Genomic DNA, 13,518 nt, shown 5'->3' with positions numbered 1-13,518 from the left:
ACGCCATGTTCGATTATGAAAGCTTGCGGGTGATCTGGTGGGCGCTACTCGGCATCCTGCTGATCGGCTTCGCCGTCATGGACGGCTTCGACTTCGGCATCGCCGCGCTGCTGCGCGTGCTCGGGCGCAGCGACGACGAGCGGCTGGTGCTGCTGGAAACCATCGAGCCCACCTGGGAAGGCAACCAGGTATGGTTCATCCTGGGCGGCGGCGCGGCATTCGCGGCATGGCCGGCGCTGTACGCGGTGTCGTTCTCCGGCATGTACCTGGCGATCTTCCTGGTGCTGCTGGCCTTCATCCTGCGCCCGGTGGGCTTCAACTTCCGCGGCAAGGTCCGCGATGCGCGCTGGCGCAGCCTGTGGGACTGGGTACTGACCGCCTCCGGCGTGGTGGTCATGCTGATCTCGGGCGTGGCCTTCGGCAACCTGTTCCTCGGCGTGCCGTTCCAGTTCGACGACAACCTGCGCATGAGCTGGCACGGCAGCTTCTTCGAACTGCTGCACCCGTTCGCCCTGCTGGCCGGCCTGGTCTCGCTCGCCATGCTGCTGGCCCACGGCGCCTGCTGGGCCGCCTACCGCGCCGACCACGTGGTGGCCGACCGCGCCGTGCGCGTCGCGCGCTGGACCACCCTGGCCTACGCGGTGTGCTTCGTGCTGGCCGGCATCTGGCTGGCTTACGGCGTGGCCGGCTACGCCATCGTCGGCCCGGTGGTGACCGACGGCGTCTCCAATCCGCTGCACAAGCAGGTCGCCCACGGCAGCAGCTGGTTCGCCAGCTACATGCAATACCCCTGGTTCTGGCTCGCTCCCGTGCTGGCGTTCGCGGGCGCCATCGGCGTGCAGCTGAGCGTGGGCAGGAAGAACCTGGCCTGCTTCATCGCCAGCAGCCTGATGGTGGCGGGCACCATCCTCTCCGCCGGCTTCGCGCTGTTCCCATTCCTGCTGCCCTCGCGCCTGGACCCGCGCTCCAGCCTGACCATCTGGGATGCCTCCTCCAGCCAGGGCACGCTGGGCCTGATGCTGGCCATGGTGGTGATCTTCATCCCGCTCATCATCATCTATACCGGCTGGGTCTACCGCGTGCTGCGCGGTCGCGTCACGCTGGACCACGTGCGCCAGTCCGGCCACGGCTACTGAGAGAGGAACGACATCATGTGGTATTTCTCCTGGATCCTCGGCCTCGGCCTGGCTTGTACGTTCGGCATCCTCAATGCGATGTGGTACGAGGTGCATGCCGATGACGAGGCGCATCGGCGGAAGGGGCCGAGGTCATAGGGAAGTAGCGCGATACGCGCTGCCGAAGTCTGGCGCATCCACGCGCGCCTCTCTGTAGGAGCGCACCCTGTGCGCGACCGCCTTCCGCCTCATGGCTCGCCATCCCGGCCTGCGCCGGGATGGCGAGCGGGTCCGCGCACAGGGTGCGCTCCTGCAAAGAAGTGCTGAACGCCTGCCGCGCAGGCAAACATCCCCACTTCCCCATCAACGCCCCGCCAACACCGCCTCGATCTCCTCGGCATCCTTGGGCACGTCGCACGTCAGCACCTCGTGCCCCTCGCGCGTCACCGCCACATCGTCCTCGATGCGGATGCCGAGGCCGCGCCAGCGCGCATCCACGCTGAAATCCCCCGGCGGCACATAGATGCCCGGCTCCACCGTGACCACCATGCCCGGCTCGAGCAGGCGCGGTTCGCCGTCCACCCGGTAGTCGCCGACGTCGTGCACGTCCAGGCCAAGCCAATGGCCGGTCTTGGAAGGAAAGAAGCGCTTGTAGCTGCCTTCGGCGATGGCGTCGTCGGCGCCGCCCTTGATCAGGCCCAGCGCGCACAGCCCTTCCGCGATCACCCGCACGGCGGCCTCGTGCGCGGCATTGAAGGCACGTCCCGGCAGCACTTCGTCGATGGCAGCCAACTGGGCGGCCAGCACCACTTCGTACAGCGCGCGCTGCTCGCGGGTATAGCGTCCGCCGACAGGGAAGGTGCGGGTGATGTCGGAGGCGTAGCAGTCCACTTCCGCGCCGGCGTCCACCAGCAGCAGGTCGCCGTCGCGCAGGGGGGCGCGGTTGGCGGTGTAGTGCATCACGCAGGCGTTGGTGCCGCCGGCGACGATGGGCGGGAACGCGGGCACCGCGCCGTGCCCGCGCATCACGCGCAGGATCTCCGCTTCCACTTCGTATTCGTGGCGTCCCGCCACGGCCGCGCGCATGGCGGCCAGGTGGGCCTTGGCGGCGATGGCGGCGGAATCGCGCATCAGTTTCAGTTCGCCGCGCGACTTGTACAGACGCAGGTCGTGCAGCAGGTGGCCCAGCGATACGAATTCTTTGGGCACCACGCCGCCGCCGCGCAGCTGGCGCAGGCGGCGCATCCAGCCCAGCAGGCGCGCGTCGAATTCCGGCTCGCGCCCGAAATGGCAGTACACGCGCGCCCTGCCCTCGATCATGCCGGGCAGGATGTCGTCGATGTCGTCGATGGGAAAGGCGTCGTCCATGCCATAGCCGCTGACGGCGCGGTCGGTACCGATGGATTCGCCGTGCCAGCGCTCGTGCTCCTCGTCGCGCTCGCGGCAGAACAGCACGGCCTCGCCGTGCCTGCGTCCGGGCAGCAGGGCGAGCACCGCCTCCGGCTCGGGAAAGCCGGACAGGTAGTGCAGGTCCGAATCCTGCCGGTACGGCCAGTTGGCGTCGGCATTGCGCACCCGCTCGGGCGCGGCGGCGACCAGCAGCACCGCGTCCTCGCCGGCCATGCGCATCAGCTGGCGGCGGCGGCGGGCGTATTCCTCGGCGGAAATGCTCAATGCACGGAACCGCCCTGGATGGAGGGACGCCGGGCGCACTCGGCGAACAGCAGCATCGCGGCCATGCGCACGAATTCGTGCACTTCGATCAGCGCGTCCTCGTCCTCTCCCTCGTCGCCGAACTCGAACGAGGAAGCGGCGATGGTGCCCAGGTCGCGCAGGATCTCCTGCGCCTCGTTGGACAGCTTGCCGTGGGCGTCAGCGCCGGCCAGGCCGAAGCCGCCGAGGAAGCCCCGGCACCAGTCCACCAGCGCCTCGGCACGCTCGGTCAGCGGACGGTCATCGGCGGGCAGCAGGGGTTCGAAGCCCAGCTCGGGATCGGCCAGTTCGGCCTCGCTCTGCCTGACCATGCGGTCGAGCACGACCTGGTCGCGCCCGGCCGGCGCCACCTCGGCCTCCAGCTGCAGCACCTCGGCCAGCGACCGCTTGCCCACCTGGCCGCCGCCGGCCAGGAAGCCGCACAGCGAGCCATGCAGGTCACTGGCCTGCACGCCCAGCTGCAGGTGGACGACGGTGTCATCCAGTTCGTCGTAACCGATCAGCTCGTCGGCGGCCATGGCGGTACTCCTCGAAGGCAAGCGTGAAGTTTAATGCAGGGGGTAGCCGCCTGCTGTTTTCACCGGGCCTCCTGCTATAGTTTCCGCCCATGAGCGCGCCCGATCCCGTCAAGCCAGATCCCGTCAAGCAGGAGCTTGCCGCCCTCGGCGCGCAGGTCGATCGCCTGATCGAGACCGTGCGCCGTCTCAGCGAGGAAAATCGCAGCCTGCGGCACAGCCAGGAACAGCTGGCGAACGAGCGCGCGGGCCTGATGGCGCGCAACGAACAGGCGCGCAGCCGCGTCGAGGCAATGATCCAGCGACTGAAGGCGCTCGAGAACAATGGCTGAAAGCAGTGTGGGCACCGCCAACGAACCCGTCGCACTGCGCCTGGTCGACCGCGAATTCCTGATCGCCTGCGCGCCGGAAGAGCGCGAGGGCCTGCTGGAATCGGCGGCCTATCTCGACCGCAAGATGCGCGAACTGCGCGCCAATGCCAAGGCGCCGGGCTTCGACCGCCTGGCGGTACTGGCCGCGATCAGCGTCACGCATGAATTCCTGGCCCTGCGCAAGCAGGGCGGCGGCGACCCGGGCGTGGCCGATGGGCTGGCCATCCTGCGACGCAAGCTTGAAGCGGCACTGGACGCCCCCATAAAATAGCCCTCGGCGTTTTCTGCGGTGTGCGCCAGCACACTCTTACATTTGCCTTGTTCCTAAATACGGCCCCGGGTCGGCTTTTCATCGGCTGTTGTGCATGTCCGCCGCGTGCGGAAAGCCTTGAAGCCATGTCGCCCTCCCACCTGATCCATCGTGGATCAAGGTCGTTCGGTGGGCAGCGGCATCGCGGTTAACGCCACCTCATTCCCCACGCACGGCGCCATGACCGGCGCCGTGCGGCACGGGCCGCTCGCAGGACGTCGCGGGCTTGCACAGCAGGAGACGCGAACGTGGACGCCACCGCCCAGCGACGCGAACTACGCCGGCAACTGGCCGGGCAGCGCCGCGCGCTGACGCCGCCACAGCGCATCGCCGCCGCGCAGGGCCTGCGGCGCAGCCTGGAACAGTTGCCCGAATACCTCACCGATACCCGCGTCGCCGGCTACTGGGCCTGCGACGGCGAGTTGCCACTGAACCTGGTGATTCCCCCGCTGGCTACGCGCGGCCAGCAGTTCCTGTTGCCGGTGGTCGGTCCCGGGCAGCGCCTGCGCTTCGCGCCCTGGCAGGCCGGCGAGGACGTCAGGCCCAACCGCCACGGCATTCCCGAGCCGGCCGACCCGCGCGAGCTGCTGGAACCCTTCCAGCTCGACCTGGTGCTGGTGCCGCTGCTGGGCTTCGACCGCCGCGGCCACCGGCTCGGCACCGGCGGCGGCTACTACGACCGTGCCTTCGCCTTCCTCAACGAGCAGGCGCGTCCCACCGAGCCGCTGCTGGTCGGCGTCGCCTATGCGTTCCAGGAGTTGCCGCAGATCGATGACGAACCCTGGGACGTGCCGCTGGACTACATCGCCACCGACCGCGAACTGATCGATTGCCACGCCACCGGCGAGGACGGGGAAGCCCACGCATGAGCAGGTCCACCCAGCACTGGCTGATGAAGTCCGAGCCGGACGCGTTCTCCATCGACGATCTCAAGCGCAAGGGCCAGGAACCCTGGGACGGCGTGCGCAACTACCAGGCGCGCAACTTCATGCGCGACGGCATGCGCGTGGGCGACAAGGTGTTCTTCTACCATTCCAACTGCGACGAGCCCGGCATCGTGGGCATCGCCGAGGTGGCCACGGACGCCTACCCCGATCCCAGCCAGTTCGATCCCAGGAGCAAGTACTTCGACGCCGCCAGCTCGCGCGACAACCCGCGCTGGACGCTGGTGGAAGTCAAGTTCGTGAAGAAGCTCAAGCGCACCATCACGCTCAAGGAGCTGCAGGCCGATCCCGCGCTCGCCGAGATGCCGCTGGTGCGCAAGGGCAACCGGCTTTCCGTCATGCCCGTGAGCGCTGCCGAGTGGCGGCATGTCCTGGCGATGGAATGATTCTCCGAACAACCCTCAACTTTCCCGAGCCCCCATGTCCGCCAACGAAAAACGCCAAGCCGGCGAAGCCGCCATCCGCTACGTGGAGGACGGCGCCATCGTCGGCGTCGGCACCGGTTCCACCGTGGCCTACTTCATCGACGCGCTGGCCGACCTGAAGGACCGCATCCAGGGCGCCGTGTCCAGCTCCGAGCAGTCCACCGCGCATCTCAAGCGCCTGGGCATTCCCGTGCTCGACCTCAACGCCACCGGCCCGCTCTCGCTCTACGTGGACGGCGCCGACGAGTGCGATCCGCACAAGCGCCTCATCAAGGGCGGCGGCGCCGCGCTCACGCGCGAGAAGATCATCGCCGAGGCCAGCGCCAAGTTCGTCTGCATCATCGATTCGAGCAAGCGGGTGGACCTGCTCGGCACCTTCCCGCTGCCGATCGAGGTGATCCCGATGGCGCGCAGCCTGGTGGGCCGCGAGATCGCCAGGCGCGGCGGCAACCCGGTGTGGCGCGACGGTGTGGTCACCGACAACGGCAACTGGGTGATCGACGTGCACGGCTGGCAGATCGCCGACCCGGTGGCGCTGGAAAGCGACCTCAACCAGATTCCCGGCATCGTCGCCGTGGGCCTGTTCGCGCGACGCCCCGCCGACGTGGTGCTGGTGGGCGACAAGCTGCTGTAATCCGGCGCATCGCCCTGCGGGGCAAGTTTGCGGAAGAGAACAAAAACGCCTCCCGCTTTTCCGGGAGGCGTTTTTTTGTTTCAGCCACTCAACCCGCCATCACGGCCAGGCATTCACCAGGTTGGCCGCATTCACCGAACCGATGCCGGTGGCGAAATCCCAGCCGGTACCGGTGCCGTAGGCCTTGGCATAGCTGGAACTGGAGGTGGACAGCACGCCATTGGTGCCCGACGGGCGATAGCAGTCGTGCGTGCCGGTGCAGTTGACGTCCATGTCGCCCTGGGTGACGTCGTAGAAGATGCAGTTGCCGCCGGCGGCATTGCCATTGCTGGCATTGCACGACGCGCTGCCGCCGCTGCCGTACTCCGTCGCCGCCAGGGCATACAGGGTGGGATTGGGATTGCCCACGCTGCCGCCGATCTTCTGGTTCACTAGTGCCTGGATGCCCGCCATGATCGGCGAAGCGAACGAGGTGCCGCCCGCGCCGGCCCAGCCGCTGGGCGCTCCCGTGCAGGGCGCGCCGCCGCCGGCGGTATGGGTGTAGCAATAGACGTAGTAGTGGCCCCACACGCCGTTGGCGGCGAACAGCGAGACATCCGGGATGTCGCGCACGCCGTCGCCGGGATTGCCCAGGAACCCCGACTGCCACGAGGGCTTGGCCGTGCCCTTGCAGGAGCCGCTCACCACACCGCTGGTGCTGGCCGAGCCGCTGGCACAGCCGCTGGGGCCGCCGCTGCCCGACGCGGTGGTCAGGTAGTAGGCCTTGCCGGTCGCGCTGTTGCAGAAGCCGTTGCTGCCGTAGGGCGTGCCGTAGCCGCTCTTGGTGCTGATCAGCACGCTCGCGCAGGAGTCGTTCCAGGGGATCTCGGGGATATAGGACAGCGCCGAGCCGTAGGTGGAGCCGTTGCTCGAACTCCAGTACGTACTGTTGGTGCCCGCGTAGGTATCGCCGAAGTCGGTGCCGCCCACCGCCACGTTGTACGGGGTGGAGGCAAAGCCGCTGACGCCGATGCCGTGCGTCGCCTTGGTCTCGTCCGCGTCGCAGCTGGCCGCGCCCTCGTCGCCGGAGGACACGAACACGGACACGCCTTCCGCCGCCGCCTGCTGGTAGGTGGCAATGTAGGCGGCATTGGCCGTGGCGCCGTTGTAGGCCTCGCACTCGCCGTAGCTCACGCTCATGATCGACGGCGGCGTGCCGGACGCGTTGATGAGGTTCTGGATCGCGATCAGGCCGCCGAACGTGGTGGAGGTGTCCTTGCACGAGGCCAGCTCCAGCGTGGCGCCGGGCGCGGCGGCGCCGGCCCACTCCACGTCCAGCTCGGCCTCGCCGTCGTTGCCGGTCACCACGCCCGGATTGGTGCAGTTGCCCGGATGCACCTGGGTGAAGGTGCCCGCGGGCAGCCCGAAGGTGGAGCGGAAGGTGCTGATGTCAGAGGTCGAGTACACATTGGTGTCCTCGATCAGCACGATGGTCTGGCCGGCGCCGTTGATGCCCGCGCTGAACAGTGGCGTGAAGTTGTAGATCTTGGCCAGGTCGGCCGGCACCACCGCCTGGTAGGTACTGCCGCTGCTGGTGAAGGTGTAGTCGCCGCGCGGCTTGACGTTGGTGTGCGGCCGGAAATCGTGCAGCGACACCACGCCCTGCACCACCGAGGCGAGGGCCGCCGGTATCTGCGGGTCGCTCATGTTGGCGATGTGCTCGGCGCTGTCCACGCTGAGCCGGTGGATCTCCGTGTGGAACGCGCTGCGCACCTGGCCGGCGGTGCCGGAGAAGTCGATCAGCAGGCCGCTGGGATACACCTGGTTGACGCTGAAGCCGTGCGACTTCAGCCAGCCGGTGACGGCGTCGATGTCCAGCTGGGAAGGACCGTATTGCTGGCCGAACTGCTCGGCGGTGAGCCACTTGCGGTAGTTCGGCGAGCCCTTGGCCTGCTGTTGCTGCATCAGCTGTTCCAGCGCCGCCTCGCGGTCGGCGGGCCGCTTGAGCAGGAGCTGCAGGTGTTCCAGCGGCAGGCCATCGTCCGCCAGGCCGCGATCGTTCTGCGCGGTGGCATAGGGCGATACGTTGCCGGGCAGCGGCACGCGGTCGTTGTCGTTGGGCGCCCGCGTCACCTGGGGCGCGGAGAGCAGGCCGATGGTGGCCGCCTGCGCATGCACTGCGAGGGTGCCTCCCAGGCCGGCCGCCAGCAGCGTCAACAGCGTCTTCGCGGTCGTCCGACCGCATAGCGTTCTGAATCTCACGTCGCTTCCTCCCACGAAAAGGTTTCGGAAAGGTCGTCCGGACACACGATGCCGACACCCCCACATGCCGGAGGCGGCCCATGGACCCACGCAAGAAACTGCTCGCCGTCTCCCCATGAGACACGGCCGGAACACGGCCGGACGGCTCTTCCAGCGATAGTCCACCAACCCTTACGCACGCCTTTCGGCAAGAATGGAACATCGACGGGAAATCACCGATCCGTGGCATGCATCACATCGCCCGGCATCGGCTTGCCCGCATGAAATCGCGCAAGTCAAGCAAGATATTGCAGGCCCTCGCCCGCCCAGCGTCAGCCGGCCCCGGTCTGGTCGTCCTTGTCCTCGATGATCGACTCGTAGGACACGCTCACCGTGATGCGCGGCGGTTCCTTGCCCGCATGCAGCGTGCGCACCTGGTCGATCAGCGCCTTGTCGGCCAGGGTCATGCGGTCGAGCATGCGCAGGTGCTGCAGCCAGCTTTCGATCAGCAGCACCTCGCGCCAGAGCTCCTCGTTGCGCACATCGCGGAACAATCCCCAGTACTTGCCGCCGTTGCGCAGCCGCAGGTGGCGCAGCGGGTTGGCCAGCGCCATGAAGGGGGCCGTCCTTTCGGCAGGGATCAGGTACTCGATGGCCATCACCACGTCGCCCTGCTGGTGGTCGAACGCCAGGATCGGCGGCGCCGTCTTGCTGCGCATCGTCAGCCGCATGCTGGCGGCGTCCACCTGGGGAAACTGCGAGTGGTAGAGCAGCAAGGTGGAAACCGCCATCACGGCCGCGGCGGCGAAAATGGCGCCGGAGACGCTCATGGTCTCGGCCAGGTGGCCCCACAGGAAGGAACCGATCGCCAGCCCCCCGTACAGCGCCGTTTGGTACAGCGCCAGTGCGCGCCCCTTCACCCAGTCCGGTACCAGGATCTGCACATTGGTGTTGTACTCGGTGAGCGCCGTGATCCAGCAGGCGCCAGCGACCGCCAGCGCCGGCATCAATATGGTCAGGCTGCGCGCAAAGGCCAGCAGCACCAGCATCGTGGCGAGCGTGCCGGCGGCGGCGCTGATCAGCCGGCTCGATCCCAGCACGCGCCGCAGCGCCGGCACCAGCACGCTGCCCAGGATGGCGCCCGCGCCGATCATGCCCAGCATGTAGCCGTACAGCGCCGCGTCGCCGCCGGGATAGGCGCGTGCCACCAGCGGCAGCAACGCCCAGATCACGCTCGCGGCCAGGCCGAACATGAAGGAGCGCAGCATGGCCAGCCGCGTCACAGTGGAATTCCAGGTGAAGCGCATCGCCGCCACCACGCCCTCGCGGATGCCCTCCGGCGGCAACGCATGCACGGGCGCCTGGCGTCGCCATTGCCACAACGCCGCCAGCAGGCCGAGATAGCTCAGAGTGTTGAGCAGGAACACCCAGCTCGGCGCCAGCACGCTCAGCATCAGGCCGCCCAGCGCCGGCCCCAGCGCCCGCGCGGCGTTGAAGTTCACGCCATTGAGCAGCACCGCCGTGCCTACCATGCTGGCCGGTACCTGTTCGCCCACGGCTGCCTGCCAGGCCGGCGCGGTGATGGTGCTGCCCAAGGAGATCCACAGCACCGCCAGGTTGAGCGCGACGGGATCGAGGTAGCCGACGAAGGCCAGCACGGTCAGGCACACCGCGCCGCCCATTTCCACTACCTGCCCCGCCAGCATGATCTTCCGCCGGTCGTAGTTGTCGGCCAGCACGCCGGCGGCGATCGACAGCAGCACCAGCGGTGCCGCCGAGGCCACCTGCACCATGGCCACCATGATCGGTCCCGCGTGCGCCGCCGTGATTACCCAGGCCACCGCCACCGACTGCGCCCAGGTGCCGAGGTTGCCGACCAGGTTGGCGATCCAGATATTGCGGAATGCCGTCACGCCGAGCGGCGCCAGCAAGGGGGATTCGTGGTTGGCGCCCGCCTCCGGGCGAGGCACGGCATCCACTTGAGGCGAGGTCGATTGCAGCATCCTGGGGCAACACCCGTGCGGGCGCGATGGGGTTCAACGCGCTAGGCGCCCGCAAGGTTCCGGTTTTCCCCGTTCTTTGCGCGTGAACGCGGGCCAGCCCGCTGGGCGCCGCATGCCGTTATCCCTTCTTGAAGATCGAATCGATGCCCCAACCCGTGCGCGCATCGCGCGCGGTGATGCCGAACCGTGCCCTGACCGCGCGCTGGAACTGCCGGCTGTTCGAGAATCCGTAGCGATGCGCCGTCGCCGCAATGCTCTGCTTGGGATGGCGGCAGATATCCCTGAGCGCCGCGTCGAGACGCTGGTCGCGTATGTAGCGATGGATGCCGCCGAGGTCCGCGAAAAGCCGGTACAGCTTGGCGCGCGAGATGGCGAAGGTCTTTTGCAGATGCTCCGTGCCCAGCTCCGGCCTGGACAGGTTTTCCCTGATGTAGCCCATGATCGCCTGCCGCGTGCGCTCGAACGAATCCGACGGCGAGCCATGGTGGGATTCATGGTTGAGGCAGCGGATCAACAGCTCGATGGTTTCCTCGACGATCGGCTTCATCCGTTCCCCCGGCGCGGCAAGCTCCACGTCGAACAGCCGGTTCAACAGTTCGCATAGAAGGCGGCACGACAATGATTGGCGAGGCACCACGCGCCCGTGGATCTTGCCCTTCACCCCGCTCAGGTGGCGCCGCGGCATCAGCAGATGGATCTGCTCGGCATCGTCCATCCACAAGTCGGTATCGCCGGCCAGGTCGCAGAGGTAGACGTCGCCCCTGCCCAGGTCGAGCACGCTGCCGTCGAAACGGCCGTGCACGTCGCCGCGGACGACGAACTGCACCAGGATGCATTCGTCCAGGTGGCGCTCCACCGGCGAATCGCCGCGCCTGCGGTAGCGAACCCTGCTCGAGGTCGATCGTGCGGCGAACACGTCGCCCACGCGGAACACCAGCATCGAGGCCGACAGCATCGCGTCCTCGCACGCATGGACCTCGCTGACGGCACGGATCCACTTCCTGTAGATCTGAAGGCGGAGGGGCGGTTCTATCAACGACGTCGTGAAGGCGGTTTGCTCGATATCCAAAACACGACACATGGTGACTCCACGAAGAAGCATCATCTCCGCCAGGCCTGTTCATAGGCAGAAAACATGCCAGGCTTTATGAGCCCTCGCGCAAGGCACGTGGCTGGATCGGCCGCCGGATACCCGTTCGCCCGCACGGATGACGGTACGCATGGCCGCCATGGCCGGAAGGGAGACGAATTGACGCTTTGGATGATGCGAAAGCGACACTTCGTCTATGTCACGTGCGGACCGTATGCCAGTCGCCAGATGGCCGCATGCATCCATGGACGCACCTATCGATGCATCCGGCAAGGCTTGCTGGCTTCCCCCTCTACCTCGGATGAGACAAGGTGACGCGTTAACACGTTTAGCGGCCACCTACTGAGATTTATTGCCGCAAAATACCTTCTCATTTCTGTGAACCACTTCTCGGCATGAAAATTGATTGATGATTCTTGGATAACCGGCGCCGCGATACATACGCCTGGGCACGGTACTTCCGGCTCCGGTCGGCCGGAACGAAACCCAAGGAAACGATCGCCATGCCGCCATGCGGAACAGACAAGCAGATGCCGAGATGCAGGCAATGAAGATCGGTCGCCCGGGGCACGCGACGCCAGACAAGCGTTCCCACCGCCGCCGCGTGGCGTGGCGCAGCATCACCGTGGAGAACCATGCCGATCTCGTCGGCGCCTACGGCGAACGCTTCGCCTACGGCCTCGTCGACGAGATGGCAAGGCGCATCGAGGCGATCGACATCGATGGCATCCAACATGCCGAGGCGGATGCGGTACATGGCACGCTGTCGGTGAAACTGGCCTCGCACGCCGACGATGACATGGACATAGCGGCGATTGACGAAATGATCCTGGTCGCCGCCACCATGCGTCCCATCGTGATCGACGACATCGGCGCGCTGCCCAGGGTGAGCGTCGCCGACATGGTGGCGCCGACCCGGGCCGCCGCAGGCGGAACATCCAGGCCGGCCCGGCCCGGTTTGGGCAACGGATCCCGCAAGGGTTATGCCGCCTGCATGGAAGATGCCGTGCGATGCCACCACGCCTGGGCGGACGGCCGCATTGCACTGTTTGCGCAGCCGGTGAAAGCAACCCACGGCTCGGGCGTGCTCTATCGCGAATGCCTTGCACGCAAGGTGGATTCCGCGAGCGGCAGCGTCGAGGCGTTGCCCTGCCACTTCATTCCTGCGCTGGAAAAGCTCGGCATGACGCGCGGGTTCGATCGCGTCATCGTCAGAAAGACCATCGAGCTCCTGCGCCGGGTCCGGTCGGTGCGCCTGGGCTGCAACGTCTCCGCGCTGAGCGCCACCAACGATGCCTGGTGGTCGTCCACGTTCCAGTTGCTCAAGGCCTCGCCCTCGCTGGCATCGCGGCTGGTCATCGAACTGACCGAAACCGCCGAATGTCCCGACATGGACGAGGCCATCGCCTTCTGCGAAGCATTGCGGTCGTTCGGCTGCAAGGTAGCGGTGGACGATTTCGGAGCGGGCTTCAGCTCGATGGGATTCGCCCTGCGCGTCAAGCCGGACATCGTCAAGGTCGACATGACGATCATCCGGGAAACCCGCCATTCCGGCGGCATACCGATGCTGCGCAACCTGCTCGACCTCCTGGGCAACATCGCGCCCGACGTCATCGTCGAAGGCATCGAAAGCGACGACGACGCGCGCGTGGCCATCGAGGCAGGGGCGAAATGGCTGCAGGGCTACCATGTGGAGGGCGTCTCCGCGTCGGCCATCGACCGCGCATGGCTGCGTCCGGACTACGCCCTGCTGCTGGAAAGACTGGAGGACATCGCGCGGACCGAGTCGAAGGCCGCCACGCCGGGCGAACGCCTCGGCGAATTCGTCGCCCTGGCCCGCAACGTCATCGAGGACCGGATGATCGGCCTGGGCGCGGCCGAGGCGCGCTCCATCATGGAGTGCTACACGGAAGAACTGCATCGCGGCATCTCCGGCCTGCCGCAATTGCGCCAGGAGCGGCGCGGCCGCCTGCGCCACGCCATCCGCTATTTCCTGGACGAAACGGTGAAGGCGTCGATCAAGTCCATCGGCCGGCGACACGGCAGCGCGCTTCGCTCGCAATGGATCAAGCCGCGCGCCACGCAGGCATGAGGCCCGCCTGCGTCGGTTCCGCGGCGGACCGGCGCATCCTTTCGCAGGACTTGAGATTCAACCGAAGCCCCAGGCCGCAAGGCCTT

Annotated in this window: 13 protein-coding genes and 1 other RNA gene; 9 read left to right on the top strand and 5 right to left on the bottom strand. The window is 67.2% G+C overall.

Going from position 1 to position 13,518, the window contains the following annotated elements:
• Nucleotides 1–5: 5 nt before the first annotated feature.
• Together cydB and cydX are read left to right on the top strand one after the other, a co-directional pair.
• Nucleotides 6–1,136 carry a cytochrome d ubiquinol oxidase subunit II gene (cydB, locus tag MJ605_RS00585; RefSeq protein WP_243038842.1) on the top strand — a complete coding sequence of 377 codons (1,131 nt, stop codon included), beginning with the start codon at nucleotides 6–8 and terminating at the stop codon, nucleotides 1,134–1,136.
• A 15-nt stretch (nucleotides 1,137–1,151) separates the two neighbouring features.
• On the top strand, nucleotides 1,152–1,274 hold the full coding sequence (gene cydX, locus MJ605_RS00580) for a cytochrome bd-I oxidase subunit CydX (RefSeq protein WP_243038840.1): 123 nt from the start codon (nucleotides 1,152–1,154) through the stop codon (nucleotides 1,272–1,274).
• A 204-nt stretch (nucleotides 1,275–1,478) separates the two neighbouring features.
• Here the strand turns inward: cydX and MJ605_RS00575 are convergent, their stop codons facing one another.
• Complete coding sequence (locus MJ605_RS00575) at nucleotides 1,479–2,789, bottom strand: aminopeptidase P N-terminal domain-containing protein (RefSeq protein ID WP_243038838.1); 1,311 nt, start codon at nucleotides 2,787–2,789, stop codon at nucleotides 1,479–1,481.
• Nucleotides 2,786–3,346 (bottom strand): UPF0149 family protein, encoded by a 561-nt coding sequence (locus tag MJ605_RS00570; protein ID WP_243038836.1) that lies wholly within the window; start codon nucleotides 3,344–3,346, stop codon nucleotides 2,786–2,788. Before MJ605_RS00570 ends, MJ605_RS00575 begins: the two co-directional genes overlap by 4 nt.
• 89 nt (nucleotides 3,347–3,435) lie before the next feature.
• On the opposite strand from MJ605_RS00570, the gene MJ605_RS00565 reads away from it, so the two are divergent.
• The 6 genes from MJ605_RS00565 to rpiA all read left to right on the top strand — a co-directional run bounded on the left by MJ605_RS00565 (nucleotide 3,436) and on the right by rpiA (nucleotide 6,027).
• Entirely contained in the window at nucleotides 3,436–3,675 is a 240-nt protein-coding gene (locus MJ605_RS00565; RefSeq protein WP_243038828.1) for a TIGR02449 family protein, read from the top strand.
• Entirely contained in the window at nucleotides 3,668–3,985 is a 318-nt protein-coding gene (locus tag MJ605_RS00560; RefSeq protein WP_243038826.1) for a cell division protein ZapA, read from the top strand. The genes MJ605_RS00565 and MJ605_RS00560 overlap by 8 nt, the downstream gene beginning before the upstream one ends.
• A gap of 7 nt (nucleotides 3,986–3,992) precedes the next feature.
• Nucleotides 3,993–4,179: non-coding RNA, 6S RNA (gene ssrS, locus MJ605_RS00555), on the top strand.
• Nucleotides 4,180–4,272: 93 nt separating this feature from the next.
• Nucleotides 4,273–4,893, top strand: a complete 621-nt coding sequence (locus MJ605_RS00550; RefSeq protein ID WP_243038824.1) for a 5-formyltetrahydrofolate cyclo-ligase — start codon at nucleotides 4,273–4,275, stop codon at nucleotides 4,891–4,893.
• Nucleotides 4,890–5,354 carry an EVE domain-containing protein gene (locus MJ605_RS00545; protein WP_243038822.1) on the top strand — a complete coding sequence of 155 codons (465 nt, stop codon included), beginning with the start codon at nucleotides 4,890–4,892 and terminating at the stop codon, nucleotides 5,352–5,354. Before MJ605_RS00550 ends, MJ605_RS00545 begins: the two co-directional genes overlap by 4 nt.
• A gap of 34 nt (nucleotides 5,355–5,388) precedes the next feature.
• Nucleotides 5,389–6,027: a ribose-5-phosphate isomerase RpiA gene (rpiA, locus tag MJ605_RS00540; RefSeq protein WP_243038820.1), complete on the top strand. Its 639-nt coding sequence runs from the start codon at nucleotides 5,389–5,391 to the stop codon at nucleotides 6,025–6,027.
• A 99-nt stretch (nucleotides 6,028–6,126) separates the two neighbouring features.
• Here rpiA and MJ605_RS00535 read toward each other — a convergent pair whose 3' ends face one another.
• The 3 genes from MJ605_RS00535 to MJ605_RS00525 form a co-directional block, all read right to left on the bottom strand.
• Entirely contained in the window at nucleotides 6,127–8,268 is a 2,142-nt protein-coding gene (locus tag MJ605_RS00535; protein WP_243038818.1) for a S53 family peptidase, read from the bottom strand.
• Nucleotides 8,269–8,579: 311 nt separating this feature from the next.
• A complete protein-coding gene (locus tag MJ605_RS00530) occupies nucleotides 8,580–10,250 on the bottom strand; it encodes an MFS transporter (protein ID WP_243038817.1) in 1,671 nt (556 codons plus the stop codon).
• A gap of 118 nt (nucleotides 10,251–10,368) precedes the next feature.
• On the bottom strand, nucleotides 10,369–11,205 hold the full coding sequence (locus tag MJ605_RS00525; protein WP_243038814.1) for a helix-turn-helix domain-containing protein: 837 nt from the start codon (nucleotides 11,203–11,205) through the stop codon (nucleotides 10,369–10,371).
• A gap of 682 nt (nucleotides 11,206–11,887) precedes the next feature.
• Here MJ605_RS00525 and MJ605_RS00520 point away from each other — a divergent pair.
• Complete coding sequence (locus MJ605_RS00520) at nucleotides 11,888–13,432, top strand: EAL domain-containing protein (RefSeq protein WP_243038812.1); 1,545 nt, start codon at nucleotides 11,888–11,890, stop codon at nucleotides 13,430–13,432.
• The last annotated feature ends 86 nt before the right edge of the window (nucleotides 13,433–13,518 follow it).

The organism is Dyella sedimenti (assembly GCF_022760995.1).
Taxonomy (GTDB): Bacteria; Pseudomonadota; Gammaproteobacteria; order Xanthomonadales; family Rhodanobacteraceae; genus Dyella; species Dyella sedimenti.
Note: the sequence above shows the minus strand (reverse complement) of the source record. Positions and strands in the feature narration are given on the sequence as shown.